17 protein-coding genes and 1 pseudogene are annotated in these 18908 nt (G+C 67.0%); 12 read left to right on the top strand and 6 right to left on the bottom strand.

Annotated elements, in window-relative coordinates; genetic code table 11:
* The first annotated feature begins 29 nt into the window (after positions 1 to 29).
* The 9 genes and pseudogenes from AC6CHX_RS03360 to AC6CHX_RS03320 all read left to right on the top strand — a co-directional run.
* Complete coding sequence (locus AC6CHX_RS03360) at positions 30 to 2204, top strand: ATP-dependent DNA helicase RecG (protein ID WP_498271623.1); 2175 nt, start codon at positions 30 to 32, stop codon at positions 2202 to 2204.
* Positions 2205 to 2231: 27 nt separating this feature from the next.
* Positions 2232 to 2729, top strand: coding sequence for a pantetheine-phosphate adenylyltransferase (coaD, locus tag AC6CHX_RS03355; protein ID WP_136043793.1), 498 nt, complete (start codon positions 2232 to 2234; stop codon positions 2727 to 2729).
* Positions 2730 to 2799: 70 nt separating this feature from the next.
* Positions 2800 to 3348, top strand: a complete 549-nt coding sequence (locus AC6CHX_RS03350) for a YceD family protein (RefSeq protein ID WP_136044039.1) — start codon at positions 2800 to 2802, stop codon at positions 3346 to 3348.
* 2 nt (positions 3349 to 3350) lie between these two features.
* The gene (rpmF, locus tag AC6CHX_RS03345; protein WP_017830754.1) at positions 3351 to 3560 is read left to right on the top strand and encodes a 50S ribosomal protein L32; all 210 of its coding nucleotides are present in this window, start codon (positions 3351 to 3353) and stop codon (positions 3558 to 3560) included.
* Positions 3561 to 3570: 10 nt separating this feature from the next.
* Entirely contained in the window at positions 3571 to 4263 is a 693-nt protein-coding gene (gene rnc / locus AC6CHX_RS03340; RefSeq protein ID WP_498271622.1) for a ribonuclease III, read from the top strand.
* Complete coding sequence (gene mutM / locus AC6CHX_RS03335; protein WP_498271621.1) at positions 4256 to 5122, top strand: bifunctional DNA-formamidopyrimidine glycosylase/DNA-(apurinic or apyrimidinic site) lyase; 867 nt, start codon at positions 4256 to 4258, stop codon at positions 5120 to 5122. The genes rnc and mutM overlap by 8 nt, the downstream gene beginning before the upstream one ends.
* A 454-nt stretch (positions 5123 to 5576) precedes the next feature.
* Positions 5577 to 6950, top strand: coding sequence for an AAA family ATPase (locus AC6CHX_RS03330; RefSeq protein WP_498271620.1), 1374 nt, complete (start codon positions 5577 to 5579; stop codon positions 6948 to 6950).
* Positions 6943 to 7584, top strand: coding sequence for an RloB family protein (locus AC6CHX_RS03325; RefSeq protein WP_498271619.1), 642 nt, complete (start codon positions 6943 to 6945; stop codon positions 7582 to 7584). The genes AC6CHX_RS03330 and AC6CHX_RS03325 overlap by 8 nt, the downstream gene beginning before the upstream one ends.
* Before the next feature lie 359 nt (positions 7585 to 7943).
* Positions 7944 to 8087 (top strand): annotated as a pseudogene (locus AC6CHX_RS03320) (zinc finger domain-containing protein); the annotation flags it as partial.
* A gap of 39 nt (positions 8088 to 8126) precedes the next feature.
* Here AC6CHX_RS03320 and AC6CHX_RS03315 read toward each other — a convergent pair.
* The 4 genes from AC6CHX_RS03315 to AC6CHX_RS03300 form a co-directional block, all read right to left on the bottom strand.
* Entirely contained in the window at positions 8127 to 9449 is a 1323-nt protein-coding gene (locus tag AC6CHX_RS03315; RefSeq protein ID WP_498271618.1) for an FtsX-like permease family protein, read from the bottom strand.
* Positions 9446 to 10141 (bottom strand): ABC transporter ATP-binding protein, encoded by a 696-nt coding sequence (locus AC6CHX_RS03310; RefSeq protein WP_498271617.1) that lies wholly within the window; start codon positions 10139 to 10141, stop codon positions 9446 to 9448. The genes AC6CHX_RS03315 and AC6CHX_RS03310 overlap by 4 nt, the downstream gene beginning before the upstream one ends.
* Before the next feature lie 101 nt (positions 10142 to 10242).
* On the bottom strand, positions 10243 to 11322 hold the full coding sequence (locus tag AC6CHX_RS03305) for a GNAT family N-acetyltransferase (RefSeq protein WP_498271616.1): 1080 nt from the start codon (positions 11320 to 11322) through the stop codon (positions 10243 to 10245).
* Positions 11323 to 11384: 62 nt separating this feature from the next.
* Complete coding sequence (locus tag AC6CHX_RS03300; RefSeq protein WP_136043803.1) at positions 11385 to 11666, bottom strand: hypothetical protein; 282 nt, start codon at positions 11664 to 11666, stop codon at positions 11385 to 11387.
* A 526-nt stretch (positions 11667 to 12192) separates the two neighbouring features.
* Between AC6CHX_RS03300 and smc the strand changes: the two genes are divergently transcribed.
* From smc to AC6CHX_RS03285, 3 genes are read left to right on the top strand one after another with little or no spacing between them, the layout of a single operon-like run.
* Positions 12193 to 15738, top strand: coding sequence for a chromosome segregation protein SMC (gene smc, locus AC6CHX_RS03295; RefSeq protein WP_498271615.1), 3546 nt, complete (start codon positions 12193 to 12195; stop codon positions 15736 to 15738).
* A 54-nt stretch (positions 15739 to 15792) separates the two neighbouring features.
* Positions 15793 to 16665 (top strand): signal recognition particle-docking protein FtsY, encoded by an 873-nt coding sequence (ftsY, locus tag AC6CHX_RS03290; RefSeq protein ID WP_498271614.1) that lies wholly within the window; start codon positions 15793 to 15795, stop codon positions 16663 to 16665.
* Between the two features lie 44 nt (positions 16666 to 16709).
* The gene (locus tag AC6CHX_RS03285) at positions 16710 to 17210 is read left to right on the top strand and encodes a DUF2004 domain-containing protein (RefSeq protein WP_452325661.1); all 501 of its coding nucleotides are present in this window, start codon (positions 16710 to 16712) and stop codon (positions 17208 to 17210) included.
* 36 nt (positions 17211 to 17246) lie between these two features.
* Here AC6CHX_RS03285 and lipA read toward each other — a convergent pair whose 3' ends face one another.
* Together lipA and lipB are read right to left on the bottom strand one after the other, a co-directional pair.
* Entirely contained in the window at positions 17247 to 18236 is a 990-nt protein-coding gene (lipA, locus tag AC6CHX_RS03280; RefSeq protein ID WP_498271613.1) for a lipoyl synthase, read from the bottom strand.
* Complete coding sequence (gene lipB / locus AC6CHX_RS03275) at positions 18233 to 18886, bottom strand: lipoyl(octanoyl) transferase LipB (RefSeq protein ID WP_498271612.1); 654 nt, start codon at positions 18884 to 18886, stop codon at positions 18233 to 18235. The genes lipA and lipB overlap by 4 nt, the downstream gene beginning before the upstream one ends.
* Positions 18887 to 18908 lie beyond the last annotated feature (22 nt).

Here is an 18908-nt window from a genome sequence, read left to right as displayed (position 1 = left end):
GTGTCGGTCGCGTTCCCTAGACTCGGAGCATGTCGCTCACGCTCGATTCCTCGTTGGAGGATGCGCTCGGTGCGGCGTCTGCCAAGACGCTCGGACGCGCTTTCGGCATGCAGAACGTGGGCGACCTGCTCTCGCACTACCCGCGGCGCTACGCCGATCCGGGTGAGCTGACCCCGATCCGCGACCTTCCCCTCGGCGAGACGGTGACCATCGTCGCCGAGGTCCTGTCGTCGAGCTTCCGACGCATGCGCAATCGGCCGGGGGCGATGGTCGACGTGGTCATCGGCGATGGCATCGGGCGGATGTCCCTCACGTTCTTCGCGAAGAACGTCGGGGCGGCGGAGTGGCGTTCCAAAGACCTCGCCGTCGGGCGCCGCGGCGTGTTCTCCGGCAAGGTGGGGGAGTTCAACGGCGTCACCCAGTTCGCGCACCCCGAGTACGAGCTGTTCGACGATGAGGATTCCGCCCGACGGAGCGCTGATGCGCGTGCGGCGGTTCCGATTCCGATCTATCCCGCGACCTCGGCGATCCAGACATGGCAGATCGCTCGACTCATCGGTCGGGTGCTGGACGATCTCGAGAGGGTGCCCGACCCGCTCACGGCCGAGATCAGGGAACAGGAAGAGCTGCTCACCGCCGACGAGGCACTCGAGCGGATCCATCGCCCACGCACGCGCAATGACATCGATCCGGCGGTTCGCACCCTCCGCATGCACGAGGCGCTCACGCTGCAGACGGCGCTCCTGCAGCAGCGCGATGCGGTGCGCGCGCTCTCCGCGACGTCGAGGCCCGCTCGGCCGGGCGGCCTTCTCGAGCGGTTCGACGCCGCGATGCCCTACACGCTCACGCCGGATCAGGAGACCGTCGGGGCGCAGATCGCCGCAGATCTCGTGGGCTCATGGCCGATGAATCGGCTGGTTCAGGGTGAGGTCGGTTCCGGCAAGACGCTGGTCGCGCTGCGGGCGATGCTGCAAGTGGCCGAGAGCGGCGGGCAGGCGGCGCTGATCGCTCCGACAGAGGTGCTGGCCGGCCAGCACCTGCGCTCGATCGCGAAGATGCTCGGTCCCGACCTCGCCCCACAGCTGATGCCGACACTGCTCACGGGCCAGCTCCCGGCCGCGGAGCGACGCAAGGCTGCGCTCCGGGTCGCCTCCGGTCAAGCGCTCATCGTCGTCGGCACGCATGCGCTGCTCGGCGAGAAGACGACCTTCGCCGACCTCGGCCTCGTCGTGGTCGACGAGCAGCACCGGTTCGGCGTCGAGCAGCGGGAGGCCCTGCGCGCGAAGGGGTCGAGCCCCCACGCGCTGGTGCTCACGGCGACCCCCATCCCGCGGACGGTGGCGATGACCGTGTTCGGCGACCTCGACACCTCCGTCATCCGCACGATGCCGGCCGGTCGCGCGGGCATCGAGTCGTTCGTCGCCCCGCTGGCCGAGCACCCCGGATGGTTCAACCGCGTCTGGGAACGCGCCGCAGAGGAGATCGCCCAGGGGCGGCAGGTGTTCGCCGTGTGTGCGGCGATCGACACGACGAAGAAGACCGCGGAGCCGGCTGAGCCCTCCGCGCTGGTGCCGGAGGGTGCATCCGGTCCCCGTTGGGGTGTGGTGCAACTCGACGAGGCGCTCGCGACCCATCCCACTCTCGGCGGCATCCGTCGCGCCGTGCTCCACGGCCGGATGCCGTCCGATGAGAAGGATGCCGTGATGCAGGCCTTCGCCCGGGGAGACATCGACCTGCTGCTGGCCACCACGGTGATCGAGGTCGGCGTCGATGTCCCGAACGCGTCCACGATGATCGTGCTCGACGCCGACCGATTCGGCGTCTCCCAGCTGCACCAGTTGCGGGGGCGCGTGGGTCGAGGCGGTGTTCCCGGGCTCTGCCTGCTGGTCACCGAGGCCGAGTCGGGCTCGCTCGCGCGAGATCGTGTGGACGCCGTCGCGGCGACGCTCGACGGTTTCGCTCTCGCCGAGGTCGATCTCGAGCTGCGGGGCGAGGGCGACGTGCTCGGTGCGGCGCAGGCCGGCGTCCGCTCGTCGCTCAAGCTGCTGCGCGTGGTCAAGGATGCGGGTCTCATCACCCGCGCCCGTGAGGTGGCCGAGACGATCCTCGCGGCCGACCCGACGCTCCAGCAGCACCCGGGTCTTCGTGACGCCATCGCGCGGCGGGTGACCGATGAAGATCGTGCGGCGCTCGCGAAGAACTGACTTCCGTTCCTGCCCTAGGCTGGTGGCATGAGCAGCCGGATCGCCGTCGTCCCGGGTTCCTTCGATCCGCCGACCCTGGGTCATCTCGATGTGATCCGCCGGGCAGCAGCCCTGTATGACGAACTGCACGTGCTGGTGGTGCACAACCCCGGCAAAGAGGCGATGCTCCCGATCGCGCAGCGGCTTTCTCTCCTCGAGCGGTCGATCGCCGAGGACGGCATGCCGGGCAACATCGTGATCGGTTCGTGGAGCATGGGTCTCCTCGTCGACTACGCGCGCGATGTCGACGCTGGCGTTCTCGTGAAGGGCATCCGCTCGCAGATCGACGTCGCCTACGAATCGCCGATGGCGATCGTCAACCGCCATCTCGCCGACATCGAGACCGTGTTCCTCCTGCCGGATCCGTCTCATGCGATGGTCTCGAGCTCGCTGGTGCGTCAGGTCGCCTCGCTCGGCGGCGACGTGACACCGTTCGTTCCTCCCGCGGTGGCAGACTTCCTCGACACCGGTGGGCGCGGCATCTGAGTTCTCCTCGAGGACGACGGTCAGCCCGGCCGCAGGTGCAGCCGAGTAGCATGGAACAGTGCGCTCTCGAATGAACGGCCCTTTCGTGCTCCCCGTCCGTGACATCGTCCGACGTCCGGGAGAGATGCGGGAACACGAGTTCACCGTGGCTCTCAAAGAGACGTGGGGGGAAGGAATCGTCACCTTCGAAGCGGGCTCCGACATCGATCTCGATGTGCGCCTGGAGTCGGTCCACGAGGGCATCCTGGTGTCCGGAACCGCCGATGCGGAATACGTCGGAGTGTGCGGCAGATGCCTGATCGACATCGCCCGGCCCGTCGAAGTCGAGTTCCAGGAGCTTTTCGCGTATCCTGGTGAGGAAGAAACTGACTTCGAGGTTCAAGACGACCACGTGGATCTTGAAACTCTCGTCAGGGATGCGGCCGTATTGTCGCTTCCTTTTCAGCCGGTGTGTCAGCCGGATTGCCCGGGTCTCGACCCGAAAACGGGTGAACGACTGGCCATGAGCACCGGAACGGAGCAGGTGGCTCCCATCGATCCTCGGTGGAGCGCGCTCCAGAACATCACAGACCAAGACGGCACGGAAGAATCTCGTGCCGCCGAGAAAGAAGAGAGCTAGTCATGGCTGGTAACCCCCCGAAGCGCAAGGTTTCCCGTTCGAACACCCGCTCGCGCCGCGCGCAGTGGAAGGCGGCTCCGGTCGCCCTTGTGAAGACCATCGAGAACGGCCAGGTCGTCTACAGCCGTCCCCACCAGGCGAAGGTCGTCACCGACTCGCAGGGCACCGAGCTCTTCCTCGAGTACAAGGGCCGCAAGGTCGCCGACGTCTGAGTCGCGTACCGTGACGGAGGTCCCCGGGGGGAGGAGACCTCTCCCAGATAAGCTCCGCGTCGATATCGACGCGGAGCTTCTGGAGTTGGCCCTCACCCACCGCTCCTACGCGTACGAGCACGGCGGGATCCCGCACAACGAGCGCCTGGAGTTCCTCGGCGACTCGGTGCTGGGTCAGGCCGTGACGGTGATGCTCTTCACCACGCACCCCGACCTCGACGAGGGGGAACTGGCGAAGCGGCGCGCGAGCGTCGTCTCCACCGTCGCTCTCGCGGAGGTCGCTCGCGGCATCGAACTCGGCAGTCATCTGCTGCTGGGACGCGGCGAGGAGCAGACCGGCGGTCGGGATAAGGATTCGATCTTGGCCGACACGATGGAAGCCGTGATCGGCGCCACGTATCTGTCGGCCGGCCCGGAGGCTGCCACCGCACTCGTTCTGCGTCTGACGAAGCCCCTGCTCGCAGATCCGGAACGCTACGGCGCGGCCATGGACCCGAAGACCAGCCTGCAAGAGCTCGCCGCTCGCGTCGGCGCGACGCCGCCGCAGTATTCGGTGGAGGCGAGCGGCCCGGATCACGACCGCCGTTTCACCGCCACGGTGTCTGTCGGCGACGTCAGCATGACCGGCCGCGGCAGCAGCAAGAAGACGGCTGAGATGGCGGCGGCCCTCAGCGCCTGGCGCACGCTCAGCGAGCGTGCCTGAGCTTCCCGAGGTCGAGGTCGTCCGCGCCGGCCTCGAGCCGGCCGCGGTCGGTTCTCTGATCACGTCGGTCAGCGTCTTCGATGAGCGTGCGCTCACCCGCCACACGGCCGGTGTCGTCGATTTCGTCGGCAGGCTGGAGGGGAGGAGCTTCACCGCGGCCTCCCGCCGCGGCAAGTTCCTCTGGCTCCCGCTCGACGATTCCCGGTCGGCATTGATCGCACATCTCGGCATGAGCGGGCAGATGCTGCTTCGGGCACCTGGCGCCGGTGCGGAACGGCACGAACGCGTGCGCATCGGCATCGAGCACCCCGCGCACGGCGAACTCGCGATCGTGTTCTCCGATCAGCGCACCTTCGGATCCCTCGCCGTCGACGCTCTGATCGACGACGGGGAGTCGCCAATCCCGACGCAGGTCGCGCACATCGCGCGTGATCCCCTGGACGAGGAGTTCGACGACGCGGCGTTCCGCGCGGCTCTCGCCCGACGCGGCAGCGCGATCAAACGCGTGCTCCTGGATCAGGGGGTGGTGAGCGGAATCGGGAACATCTACGCGGACGAGTCCCTCTGGGCGGCCCGCATCCATCCGGAGACACCCGCGAATCACCTGTCCTCCCGGGCGGTCCATCGCCTGTTGGCGGAGGTGCGGATCGTGCTCGCGAAGGCACTGGCCGAGGGCGGGACGAGCTTCGACGCGCAGTACGTCAACGTCAACGGGCAGGCGGGGTACTTCGCGAGGAGTCTACGTTCATATGGTCGTGAGGGCGTGCCGTGCGAGCGGTGCGGGGCACCGATCGTGCGAGTGAAGTTCATGAACCGCTCGAGCTTTTTCTGCCCCCGGTGTCAGAGGCGGTCTCGGTAGCGTTTCGTTCACGACTGGGCGGGGCCGATTCAGGACGAGTGCGGAGACGCAACGGTTGCTCGTTCCGTTGCGTTAATCTCGGTGAACTCTCCGACGGTGAGACGGCGGATGGCGCTCGATGTTGATGGGTTTCGAGTGATCGGTGCTACCAGCGGCCGATCATCCATACATTGGCGTGGATCGGGCTTCGGTCAGGCGACGCCGCAACCCGTCGGTCGGGCCCTCCGGCGTGGCGGCCGCCGCTCGCCGTCGACGCTGCGTTCCGGACTCAGTCGGCGCGCACGAGCACGACGATTCGTGTCTGTCAGCCTTGGCGACCCCGCTGTCTCCCTCCCTGCACTCTCTCCCGCCAACGGGCGCGAACGATCACAGCGGCTTCACGTCTCACCGCTGAGCTACTCGCCCAGAGCGAAAATCGTGCAGAGTTCGATGTTCAGAGCCCTATGATGGTTTCATGATCCTTCTGAGCTTCACTGTGCGCAACCACAAGAGCATTCGTGACGAGATCACCATTGACTTCATCAAGCCGTCGCTACGCACTCTCGCCGTGAAGGGTGGGGACTGGGTCGATTACGTTTACCCCCTCGTGGGCATCTTCGGACCCAACGCTTCCGGTAAGTCAGCTGTGCTGGATGCACTCTTCTACGCCATGGCCGCAATCGAGTATTCGTCAACCTTGTGGCAAGCCCGGTCGTCGTTCACGCGAGAACCGTTCCGGCTCGATGCTCACTCCGGGCAGGAGTCGAGCCTTTACGTGCTCCAGTTCGTCCACGAGGAACGTCGTTATGAGTACGGCTTTGAGGTCGATGCCAAGGGCGTCGTGAGCGAGTGGCTCCGTGATGCGCCCCTCCGCTGGCGGACGTTGCTTGAGCGTCACCGTGGTGAGAAGCCCGTCAAGAGTCAACGTGCGCTCCTGGCGCTCGGCAGCGTGAGTGATCGGGAGCTCGCACTCAGCCGCGCCTTAGTGATTGGAGACGACGTTCTTGCACCGATCGCGCGCGACCTTACCGAGTCGTTTGACATCGTTTCAGTGAAAGACGTGCACCGCGAGAATCGGCTGAGGAGCATCGCCGAGTCGCTCGTTGACGGCTCCGTGTCGCCGCTCGACATCGAGACGTTGCTGCAGGTTGCCGACATCGGCATCCAGAAGGTCACAGTTGAAGAGGACGATTTACCGGCTCACGTCCGGAAAGCGCTCGCGCAGTTCGAGCGTGCTCTGAAGGTTGAGCCGGAAAGCAATGCTGGCGTTAGTGCAGGGCGGGCCGAGGAGCCAGACCAGTCCGATGACGAATCGGATGGGGCCGCCATCGACTCGAGTGAGCTAGACGAGGAAGACTCCAAGCAGATCGTCCGGAACCTGCTGTTCACGCACCGCGGCGAATCTAGCGACGTTAAACCGTTCTCGGTGGCCCGGGAGAGCGACGGAACGATCGCCTGGCTCGCACTCATGGTTCCGGTTATCGACACACTCCGGAAGGGGGGCTTGCTGCTCGTCGACGAACTCGACTCCAGTCTGCATCCACACCTACTCGACGTGGTTCTCGGCCTCTTCACGGATCCGGCGCTGAATGGAAACCATGCACAGTTGCTCTTCACCAGTCATGAGACATACATACTCTCGCCCCTGAGCGGTACGCAGCTCGCGCCGGAGCAGGTCTGGTTCACCGACAAGAGCTATGAGGGAGTGACTGAGCTGACGTGCCTTGCCGACTTCCCACGGCACGCGGACGCGAACGTCGCGAAGCGCTACCTGGCCGGCCGCTACGGCGGGACGCCAAAGTTGGCGCCGAGCATGTTGGCGTCGCTTCTCGTGACCAAGGATGCCTGAATTGGCGGGTAAGTCGAAGGGAGCAGGGTCGCGACGGTCGGGCTCATACGGGCGCTCCAGCAGGCTGAAACGGCAGATGTACCGCAGGATTCTCGTCGCTAGTGAAGGTGAGATCACGGAGAAGCAGTATGTTCAGCGGTTGAGCCAGATCCTGCGCTCGAAAGACGTCAACGTGTCCGTCTCGACCGTTCACGGAGCATCTGATCCGGTCTCGGTCGTCGAGAAGTGCATCGACGAGCGCGAGCGTGAGAAGAAGTCCCGGCGGGAACCGTTCGATCACTGTGTGTGCCTTGTTGACGTGGACTCCCACGCTCATCTTGACGATGCGATCGCCCTGGCCGGCGAACACGGCATCCAACTCATCGTCACGAACCTGAAGTTCGAGGTCTGGCTCCTCTGGCACGTCAATGACAGCTTGGGAGCCAAGACCTCGCACGAGCTCGACGCACTCATGGAGACGCACTCGCTCTTCCAGAAGGAGAAGCACCTCGCTCAGAACTTCCCGTTCGATGGTGTCGACCGCGCTGTAAAGAACGCTTACAGAGCAGATCCGGATCTTGCTGCCAACAGGAAAGGTCCGGATCCATCGAGTGCGATGCCGGTGCTCATCCAGCTGATGCATGGAACGCTTTGAGCCAAGGTGCGGCGAGACGGCCAGCTAGTTCTAGACCTCTCTGTTCACATGCTCGTTCGAGTCGGCCATTCGATCGGTGGCGTGCTCGCACCTTAAAGCGCGCTGAGGGGCGCCGTGGTTGCGGCCGACCGATGATGCCGAGGAAGAGCAGCGCGACGAGAGCCCATCCGATGACGAACAGTTCGTCGAGTGCGAGTCCGGCAACTGCTATGCCGCGTCGGGCTAGTGCGCAGCGTAGCGCGATGATACCGAGGATGAAACCGACGTTGGGTACGAGGACGGTGAAGCCGAAAGCGATCGAGACGAGCCTGAGAATCATGCAAGTCGTCATTGACGCGAACATGACTGTGACAGATGGTGGGCAGGCGGGGTACTTCGCACATTCTCTCAATGCCTATGGGCGACAAGGAAAGCACTGCCCGCGCTGCGGAACCGCCATCGTGCGCGAGAGCTTCATGAACCGGGGCTCGCACTTCTGCCCGTCCTGCCAACGACGCCGCTGACCTGCTTCCGACGGAGCGGGTCGACGGCGTCGAGGTCGGTCACGCCGTCTGGAACGCTCCACGGAGAAGCGGACGGGTCGCCCAGGTGCTCGCCCAGACGGTGCCGATCCCCACAGCGACCACGGCGGCGATCGTGAGGAGCGAGAGCGGAGCCGTGATCAGCGCGATCCCGATCAGGGGGATCACGAGGACGGCCGCGACCAGCGCCGAGCCGATCGCCGTCACCAGTAGCGGTGACATGATCGCACGCCTCCGTGCTCGGTCCACGGTGTCCAGCGGCATGCCCAGATGGTGGAGGCTGCGGTGCAGCTCGCGCTGATCGAGCACGTCGGACGCCTGGTTGACTCCGACGGATGCCGCCACCATGAGGAACGAGCCGATCAGGGTGATGATGAGCCCGGTGCGGATGTCGCCGGCGAGGGCGAAGTCGGACTCCGACGCCTCCGGCCCCGTCATCACGTTCATCAACGCCACGCCCGTGCCGGCGAAGACAGCCATGAAGCTCGCCATCGCGATGCCGCCCACCTGTCGCCACGCGGCTTTCGGGGAGTCCAAGACCAGGCGTGCGGCGAGCAGCCGTTCCGGCTGTTCGGCGCGGCGAAGCTGGCGTGTCGCCGTCACCTTGAGGACCCACGGACCGACGACGTTGAGCACGGCGAGCGCGGCACCGAAAAGCCCGGCCAGGACGACGATGGTCGTGACCAACCCTCCGATGGAAGGGAAGACCTTGATGAGCACCACGGCGATCGCGATGGCTCCGGCCGCGATCAGTGCGCGGATCCAGTGCACGTTGCTGGTCGTGGCACGGGTGCGGACTCCGAGCGGGGAGATCACCACACGACGAAGGCCGACGACCGCACTCGCCGAGGCGAGGAGGAGCACGCTCGCGAGAACCATCGCGATCTGAGCCGGGGGCAGCACGACCGCGCCGAAGCCGAGAGCCTCACCGCGGAACGGGATCAGCCCGATGAGCGGACTCAGCGCGAGGTGGCCGACGACACCGGCGAGGGCTCCGACTGCGGCCACCAGAACGGACTCGGCGACGGTGGCGCCCGTGACCCCTGCGGGGGAGACCCCGAGCAGACGCAGGGTCGAGAGGCGCTCATCTCGTCGCCGGGCAGAGAGTCGGGCGGCTGCGCCGCCGAGCGACATCAGCGGAACGACCAGGAGGACGAGCGCGATCGCGGCGAGCGCCTGGTAGACGGGGGCCTCAGGATCGGTCCAGCCCCAGAACGACTGGGCGCCGCCGATCACCGTCAACACCAGGGTGGTCACCACGCCGAACGCGACGACGGGAAGGGCGAGAACGCTGTTCTGCCCGGGGGCGGGGCGCAGCAGCAGCGCGAGGACGTTGCGGTTCACGCGGCCACCGCCGAGGAGACGATGCGTCCGTCGCGGACGGAGATCGTGCGCGTGCAGCGGCTGGCGACCTCGGGGTCGTGGGTGACCACGACGAGGGTCCGACCCTGGCTCGTGGTCGACCACAGCAGGGCATCCATGACCTCGGACGACGTGTGCGAGTCGAGCGCACCGGTCGGTTCATCGGCGAAGACGAGCTCCGCGCCGGTCGCCTGCGCGCGGGCGATCGCGACGCGCTGCGCCTGGCCGCCGGAGAGCTCGCCGATCCGGCGATCCTCCATGCCCGCGAGGCCGAGCGCGGCGAGCCAGGACGCCGCGTGCTGGATGGCGTCCTGCCTACGGATACCGTTGATCATCGAAGCGAGGGCGACGTTCTCCACTGCCGTCAGCTCCGGGATGAGCAGTCCCTGCTGGAACACGAATCCGAACCGCTCGCGGCGCAGACGGGAACGCGCTGACTCGTTGAGTGCGGTGATCTCGATCGGTGCGCCTTCTGCGGGGCGGAAGAGCACGCTGCCCGCATCGGGTGCGGTGATTCCGGCCAGCACGTGCAAGAGGGTCGTCTTGCCCGAACCCGAGGCGCCCATGATCGCGACGGACTCGCCGCGGTGGATCGCGAGATCGACTCCGGCGAGAGCGCGCGTCATCCCGAAGGTCTTGGTCAGGGCATGGGCTTCGATCACTGGGATGTTCATGTCTCCACTCTCGTCACCGCGCCGGCGGGTGTCGTCGCTCCGGCGGATGAGGATGCGGACCCGGCCTCATCCTCCAGAATGAGATCGGGTCCGCACGCCCATCAGAGCTTCTTCTGCCACGCTCCCGCGTACGAGACCGGACGGAACCCGATCTTCTCGTTGATGCTGAGCATGGGGCGGTTCTCCTCCGCATTGAACGTGGAGACGACGGGCGATTCCGGCATCAACTCCTTCCACCGGAGAAGGTTGGCGCACTTCACGACCGTCCCGAGCCGATGGCCTCGGTGGTCTTTCGACACCAGGGTACCGTACTGATGGGTGACGCCGGTGGGGTCGGTCCCGATGAGCAGCTCGTTGTAGGCGACGATGTCCCCGGTGGGGACGTGCTGCACCGCCACGACCGAGACGACGCGCCCGGACTCCATGATCCGTGCATCTCGCCGCGCCACGCGATCCGCGTCCCACACCTCGGCGACGAAGTCCATTTCGCCGCTCGGGGCGTCCGTCGACAGCCGCGCGAGGATGTCGGCGTATGCCGCGCGCAGTTCCGGCGGCGTCGGAAGCATCCATTCGAGGGTGCGGTACTCCGAACCGGCGTGAGCGTTCGCCTCCGCCAACGCCGTGCGCAGGAGCGTCGGGTCGGAATGCAGGTCGAACTCGCTGTTCCGTTCGACCTGCTCGAGCGTGTACCCGGCGGATTCGGCGAGATCGCTCAGGGGTGTGGCCGGAATCCGGCCCCACCCCGTCCGCGGCTCGAGCATGCGCTCGGCTTCCTCCGGTCGGTGCAGGCTCCACAGCTGCACGACGCTGCGACCGCGCGCCCGGGCCTCGTCCTCGGCGTGCGCGAGCAGCGCATTCTCGATTCCGCGGCCCCAGTTCGCCTCGGGCACCAGCATGTCGATCTCGCCGGCGTTCGCCTCCTCCTCCTGCGCGAAGGAGATGGTCACCATGCCGACGATCTCACCGTCGACGCGGGCGACGAAGCCGCGGTCCAGCGAATCGGTGTCGTCCTGCCAACCAGGCAGGACCTGTGCGGCCTCCAGAGCGAGTCCGGGAAGTCCGACCTGCTCATCACAGATCTGACGGTTGAGCTCGCCGTATGCGCGGAACTCCGCTGCCGTGTCGTCGTCGATCGAGGCCGGCACGATCAGGGGAGTGATCGTCGGTTCAACGATGGTCATGTCAGTCCTTACTGTGGGGGTTCAACGGGAAGGGGGGGGGCGTCGTCCGCTGGTTCCGAGAATCAGCGGATCCCGCGCTGCAGGGCGAATGCCGTGAGGACGCCCAGTTCATGCTCGGCGCGGCGACGCTGTTCGGTGATCAGCAGTTCCGCCGACTCGATGTGCACGGTGCGACGTTGCCGCCGCGGGCGCTGAGATCGCTGGAGCAGCCAGAGGCCGATCCGGAGGGAGATGCGATCTGAGAGCGCCAATCGGCGGAGCTCGTCGTCGCGGGGGATCTGGAAGACCTCGCGGTCCTCGGTATCGGGCGGGTGGGTGATGTTGCGGCGCAACGTGGTGTTCACGAGAGAGTCCTTTGAAAGAGGTGAGGGAGTGCAAGAGCAGGAGGCGTCGCGCGCCGGTGGGGCGCGTGACGCGTGGGTGCGAGAGCCAGCAGCATTCGGGCCACGGGACGTGGGCACCGAAGGCGGCGAGATCCGTGATCCGGACGCGGATCAGAGGGTGGGGCGCGGGTGCACCGACCGGAGAAGGCCCACTACGGGCCGAGATTCTCGGGGTGCGCTGCTACGAGAGCGCGCTGAAGCGGACGCCGGCGGTTACCGAGAACGCAGGGCGCGGCGCGAAGTGCGCTGGCGCTTTGAGGCCAGTGGCCTGTGCGTTGAGCTGAATCATCATCATCGGTAACCTCCTTTCGTGCGTCGATCCGGAGGACACGGTAGCGAACTCCGTCGGGCAGCGTCAAGCATTTTCCTCTCGCACGGCGTGTCGCCGAGCGGTACCGGTTCGATGAACGCCCGCGCGGGATGACGGCTGAGGCCCGGGATTCCGGTAGCGTAGCGGCGTGATTCTCCCCGGACGAGCGGTGCCCGCATGCATCTGAAGAGCCTGACGCTCAAAGGGTTCAAGTCGTTCGCGCAGCCGACGAGCTTCGTCTTCGAACCCGGCGTGACCTGCATCGTCGGTCCGAACGGATCCGGCAAGTCGAACGTCGTCGACGCCCTCGCCTGGGTGATGGGTGAGCAGGGCGCGAAGACGCTCCGCGGCGGCAAGATGGAGGACGTCATCTTCGCGGGTACCTCGACGCGCGGTCCTCTGGGTCGTGCCGAGGTGCAGCTGACGATCGACAATGCCGACGGTGCCCTCCCGATCGAGTTCGCCGAGGTGACGATCAGTCGCACGCTGTTCCGCAACGGGTCGAGCGAGTACGCGATCAACGGCGAAGGATGCCGACTCCTCGACGTGCAGGAGCTGCTCAGTGACTCGGGACTGGGTCGGGAGATGCACGTGATCGTCGGCCAGGGGCGCCTCGACACGGTGCTCCAGGCGTCTCCGGAGGACAGACGAGGCTTCATCGAAGAGGCGGCGGGGATTCTCAAGCACCGCCGCCGCAAGGAGAAGACCCTCCGCAAGCTCGACGCGATGGAGGCGAACCTCACGCGCCTCAGCGACCTGGCGGGGGAGATCCGCCGTCAGCTCAAGCCGCTCGGTCGCCAGGCCGAGATCGCGCGGGAGGCGCAGACGATCGCTGCCGTCGTGCGTGATGCGAAGGCGCGGATCTTCGCGGACGACGTCGTCGCGTTGCGCACCGCCCTCGCCGACCACACCCGCACCGAGCACGAACGCCACACGGAGCGGCTCGTCCTCTCCGACCAGGCGGAGACGGTGCGAGCGAGCATCGCCCGGCTCGAACAGGATCAGAACTCGGTCGCCGTCGATCAGGCCCGGAGCGTGACCTTCGGTCTGGAGCAGGTGCAGGAGCGTATGCGCGGGCTGTACACGCTCGCGAACCAGCGCCTGGCGCTCCTCGGCTCCGAAGACGATGACGCCGCCGTCACCGCCGTCACCGTGACCCAGGCCACGATCGACGAGGCGAAGGAGGAGATCGACGTCATCTCCGCCGGCCTCGGCGATGCGCAGGATGCCGCCGCGTCGGCGAGCCGGGACGTCGTCCATGCCAGGGCCGAGCTCGACACGCTCGATGTGGACATCGCCGAACAGAGCGCGCTCGTGTCGGAGTACGACATGCGTCTCTCGACGCTGCGCGGTACGGCCGACGCTGCGGCATCGGCTCTCGCCGCCGTGCGCGGCGCGGTGCTTCGCCAGGAGAACGCACTGGAGGCGGCGAACGCGCGCAGGCGCGAGGCGGCCGAGGCGCTCGAGGCGATCGACGATGCCGAAGCGCCCGAGGGCACCGCCGTCGAACACGCAGCCGCTTATGACAGTGCGCAGCGGGCGGCGACGGCCGCGGAGGCCGAGCGGGAGACTCTGCGGGAACGGCTGCACGCGGCTGAGCGCGAGGTCGACTCACTGACCGCGAAGGCCGCAGCCCTGAGCAGTGCTCTGGCGCTGTCGGGCGGCGCCGCCGAGATCGTCAAGGCCGGCGGAAAGGGCGTTCGCGGACTCGTCGGAGACGCCGTTCAGGTCCGCGCCGGCTTCGAAGCGGCCATCGCCGCTGTGCTCGGTCCGCTCACCGAGGGCGTACTGATCGACACCGAGGCCGATGCGTTCGCCCAGGCGGCGGAGGCGGCGGAGAACCGCCGGGGAGTGGTCGACTTCGTCGTCGCCGACGCACGGCGTCCGGAGCCGGTGGCCGCTCCGATCGAAGGGGTCACACCCGCGGTCGAGACCGTGACGGCCCCCGATGGTGTGCTGGGCATCCTGTCGCACGTGCTGATCGCGGTCGACCTGGACTCCGCCCGTGCCGCGCGCACCGCACTCGACGATGCAGGGGATACCTCCACGACGATCGTGACGGTCGGCGGAGACGTGATCACCGCCCAGACGCTGCGCACCGGCTCCGGGGGCGAGCGATCTCGTCTGGAGCTCGCGGCCGAGAGGGATGCGGCGGCTGAGCGGCTGGCAGAGATCCAGATCGTGGTGGACTCGCTGCGCGAGGCGCGTGAGGACGCGAACGAAGCGGTCGAGACGACCAGACGACAGGCCAAGGAAGCGCTCCGCGCACTGCGCGAGCACGATGCGGCCCTCGCCACCCACGCCGAGCAGGTGAACCGGGTCACCGTCCGCCACGAATCAGCGGTGGCCGAGTGCGAGCGGCTCGAGACCGGACTCGCACAGGCGCAGGCCGCCGTGTCCGATGCCGAGGCGAAGGCGGAGACTGCCAAGGCAGCGCTGGACGAGGCGATCGCGGCTCCGCGTCCCGTCCTCGACGCCTCTGCGCGAGACGGGCTGCTCGAAACACTGGAGCTGGCGCGCGAGGGTGAGGTGCGGGCGAGGCTGGAGATCGAGACGCTCCGTGAACGCGTGCGTGCGGCTCAGGCGCGGGTCACGAGCCTCGAACGGCAGCGCGAGCAGGAGCGCGACGCCGCGGCCGAAGCGGCGCGGCGAGCCGTCATCCGTCGTGCTCAGCGCGAAGCGGCGTCGGGCGTCGCGGAGGAGTTGCCGCGGATCCTCGACTCCCTCGACCGATCGGTCACAGAGGCCCGCGTGGCCCTGGCCGAGGCGGAGGCCGCGCGTTCGGCCCAGAACGAGGAGCTCGTCGGGCTCCGCGCTCAGGAGACGTCGCTGCGGGAGCGCCTCGCGGGTCTGACCGAAAGCGTGCACGGCCTCGAGCTGCAGATCCACGAGAAGAAGCTGCACCTCAACAGTCTGCTCGAGCGCGTGTCGTCGGAGCTCTCCCTCGACGAAGATATTCTCGTTGCGGAATATGGCCCGGATCAGCTGGTACCTCGTGATCCGGGAGTCGAACCCCCGGCGGATGAGCTGATCGACGACACGGCGATCCCGTTCGACCGCCGCATCCAGCAGCGCCGGCTGGCCGACGCCGAGCGCAAGCTCGCCCAGCTCGGGCGCGTCAATCCGCTGGCGCTCGAGGAGTTCGCCGCGCTCGAGCAGCGCCATGCCTTCCTCACCGAGCAGCTGGCCGACCTCACGCAGACGCGCCAGGACCTGCTGACGATCATCGCCGACCTCGATGAGCGCATGCAGACCATCTTCGCGAGCGCCTTCGAGGACACGAAGGAGGCTTTCGGCCAGGTCTTCCCGCTGCTGTTCCCTGGCGGCACGGGGAGCATCTCCCTGACCGATCCCGAGAACATGCTGACCACGGGTATCGAGGTGTCGGTGCGCCCGGTCGGGAAGAAGATCGAAAGGCTGTCGCTGCTTTCCGGCGGCGAGCGTTCACTTGCCGCGGTCGCCCTGCTCGTGGCGATCTTCAAAGCGCGGCCGAGCCCGTTCTACATCCTCGACGAGGTCGAGGCCGCGCTCGATGATGCGAACCTGGGTCGCCTGCTCACGGTGTTCGAGCAGCTGCGCGAGAGCTCGCAGCTCCTGATCATCACGCACCAGAAGCGCACGATGGAGATCGCCGACGCGCTCTACGGTGTCTCGATGCGCCAGGACGGCGTGTCCGCGGTCGTGGGACAGCGTGTGGGGGATCGCGCCGCAGCTGCCGTCTGACCCGCCTCGCTCGGGGAGGCGTTGTTCGGCCCGCGCTACCCGTAGGCTGGAGGGATGGCGGAGAAGTCCTGGTCTCTCGGTCGCGCACTGCGCGGCATGTTCGTCAAGCCCACCATCGATGAGACGACGTGGGAGGACCTCGAGACCGCCCTCATCACCGCGGACTTCGGCCCCGACATCAGTGAGCGCGTCGTCGACGAACTACGGGCCAAGGTCGACAAGTACCGCACGACCGATCCTCGGGACCTCCAGCGCATGCTCCGCGAGACTCTCGAGGAGCACTTCGCGAAGTTCGACACGACGCTCAAGCTCACGGAGCGTCCCGCAGTCGTGCTGGTCGTCGGCGTCAACGGCGTCGGCAAGACGACGACCATCGGAAAGTTCACGAAGTTCCTGCGTGGGTATCAGCGCAGTGTGGTCGTCGGCGCCGCGGACACATTCCGTGCGGCAGCTGTCGATCAGCTCGCCACCTGGGCGCACCGCGGGGGAGCGGCGATCGTGCGCCCGCAGCAGGAGGGCCAGGACCCGGCATCCGTGGCTTTCCAGACCGTCGAGTACGCCAAACGCGAGGGCATCGAGATCGCGATCATCGACACGGCCGGGCGTCTGCACACCAAGGGCGGGCTCATGGACGAGCTCTCCAAGGTCAGGCGCGTCATCGAGAAGCAGGCTCCCATCAGCGAGGTGCTGCTCGTCCTCGATGCCACGACGGGCCAGAACGGCGTGATGCAGGCCGAGGCGTTCCTCGAGCACGCGGGTGTCACGGGCCTCGTCCTCACGAAGCTCGACGGGTCGGCCAAGGGCGGTTTCGTGCTCGCGGTGCAGGAGCGCACGGGTATCCCGGTCAAGCTGCTCGGCCAGGGCGAGGGAATCGATGATCTCACCGGATTCACCCCCCATGTGTTCGTCCAATCGCTGGTCGGTTGATGACGGGACTACCGCCGTGAGCACGAGGCTGGTTTCATAGCGTTATGGCGATCGAACACGACTACTTCGGACTCCTGTCCTCGGGCCCTGACGGCTCGATCTTCTGGTCGGAGACCGTTGAGCTCGGAGACCAGAGCGTCACCGTCGACCTGACCGCTCCGGACCAGGACGACGTGTCGTCGGACGCACTGGACATCGCCGCGGGTCTGATCGCCGGACTGGAGAACGTCGACGACACCGCACGTCGCGGCATGCTCGCCGAGGTCGATGACCGCACGAGCGAGGTGACCGAGTACATCCTCCAGCAGCAGGAGGCATACGGCGATGATCTCCCCGAGGTCCTCGTCGATGTGTCGGGGGATGCGGCCGTGGACATCATCCGCTCGCTGCGACTGATGAGCATGACGATCCTCGCCGACGAGCACGGCGGCTCGGAGCCGTTCGCCGTCCTCGAATACGCCCTGGACGACAGCTCATCCGATGATGTCCTGCTCGTGAACCTCGGCTCGGACGGCACCGTGCAGTCGGTGATGAGCGCCGACTGAGCCGCCGCCCCGGGGCGCACCCGGGACGGCGGTCGATCAGACGGCCTGCGCGAACCCGAGGTCGGCGCTCTCCGCGATGTGCGACAGGTGCTCGGGGATCTCTCGTCCCTTGGACACCATCGACTGCGCCCACAGGCGTCCCGCGCGGTACGACGACCGAACCAGGGGACCTGCCAGCACGCCGAGGAAGCCGATTCGCTCCGCCTCCTCCTTGAACTCGACGAACTCCGCCGGCTTCACCCATCGCGCGACCGGAAGGTGGCGCGGCGTGGGTCGGAGGTACTGCGTGATCGTGATGATGTCGCACCCGGCCTCGTGCAGATCGTTCAGGGCCTGGACGACTTCCTCCGGCTCCTCGCCCATGCCGAGGATCAGGTTCGACTTCGTGATCAGTCCGGCGTCGCGTGCCTGGGTGAGGACGTTCAGCGAGCGCTCGTAGCGGAACGCGGGACGGATTCGCTTGAAGATGCGGGGCACCGTCTCCACATTGTGGGCGAACACCTCGGGACGGGCGGCGAAGATCTGGCCGAGGAAGGCAGGGTCGGCGTTGTGCTCGTTCGCCAGCAGCTCGACTCCGGTGTTCGGGTTGAGTTCGTGGATCTTCCGCACGGTCTCCGCATTGAGCCAGGCGCCGGTGTCGGGCAGGTCGTCGCGGGCGACGCTCGTCACCGTGGCATAACGCAGGTTCATCCGGGCCACGCTCTCGGCGACGCGGCGAGGCTCGTCGGTGTCGTAGGCGTCGGGCTTGCCGGTGTCGATCTGGCAGAAGTCGCATCGACGGGTGCACTGCGAGCCGCCGATGAGGAATGTCGCCTCGCGATCCTCCCAGCACTCGTAGATGTTCGGACAGCCGGCTTCCTGACAGACGGTGTGCAGATCCTCGCTCTTCACGAGGGAGTGGAGTGCGGTGTACTCCGGACCCATCTTCGCCTTGGTCTTGATCCACTCCGGCTTGCGTTCGATCGGCGTCTCGGCATTCCGGATCTCGAGACGGAGGAGCTTGCGCCCCTCAGGGGCGGCGGTCATGCGCGTGCTCCCGCCAGTGTCGTTCCCGCGTATTCGAGGATGAACGCCTCCCGCACGGCCTCGACGATGTCGATCGGGGAGACGCTCGACCCCGTCACCTCGCTCACAGTCGTGACCCCGGCGTCGGTGATGCCGCACGGGATGATGCCGCGGAATCCGGCGAGGGAGTTGTCGCAGTTGATCGCGAAGCCGTGCATGGTCACGCCCTGTTGGACGCGCACGCCGATTGCCGCGACCTTGTCCTCCGCCAGCGGGCGGCGCACCCACACGCCGCTCCGGCCGTCGACCTGGTACCCCTCGACGCCGAAGGGTCGCAGCACATCGATCAGAATCCGCTCGAGTCGGCGCACATGCGCGACGACGTCGATGGGCTCGATGAGTCGGACGATGGGGTATCCCACCAGCTGGCCGGGGCCGTGCCAGGTGATCTTGCCCCCGCGGTCCACGTCGATCACAGGGGTGCCGTCTTGCGGCCGCTCCTGAGGCTCGGTCCGCTTGCCCGCGGTGTAGACGGCCTCGTGTTCGAGGAGGATCAGCGTGTCCGGACGGATGCCCGCGACCACGTCGGCATGGACGCGTCTCTGCAGCTCCCACCCTTCGACGTACGGCACGGGTGTCGGAGCGAACCCCGGAGTGAGGATGTCGAGCATCACGCTCTCCTTCTCTATAAAT

The sequence above is a fragment of the Microbacterium sp. GQ128 genome, from assembly GCF_059758615.1.
The sequence above is the reverse complement of the archived record's forward strand: the minus strand, read 5'-3'. Positions and strand labels throughout refer to the sequence as shown.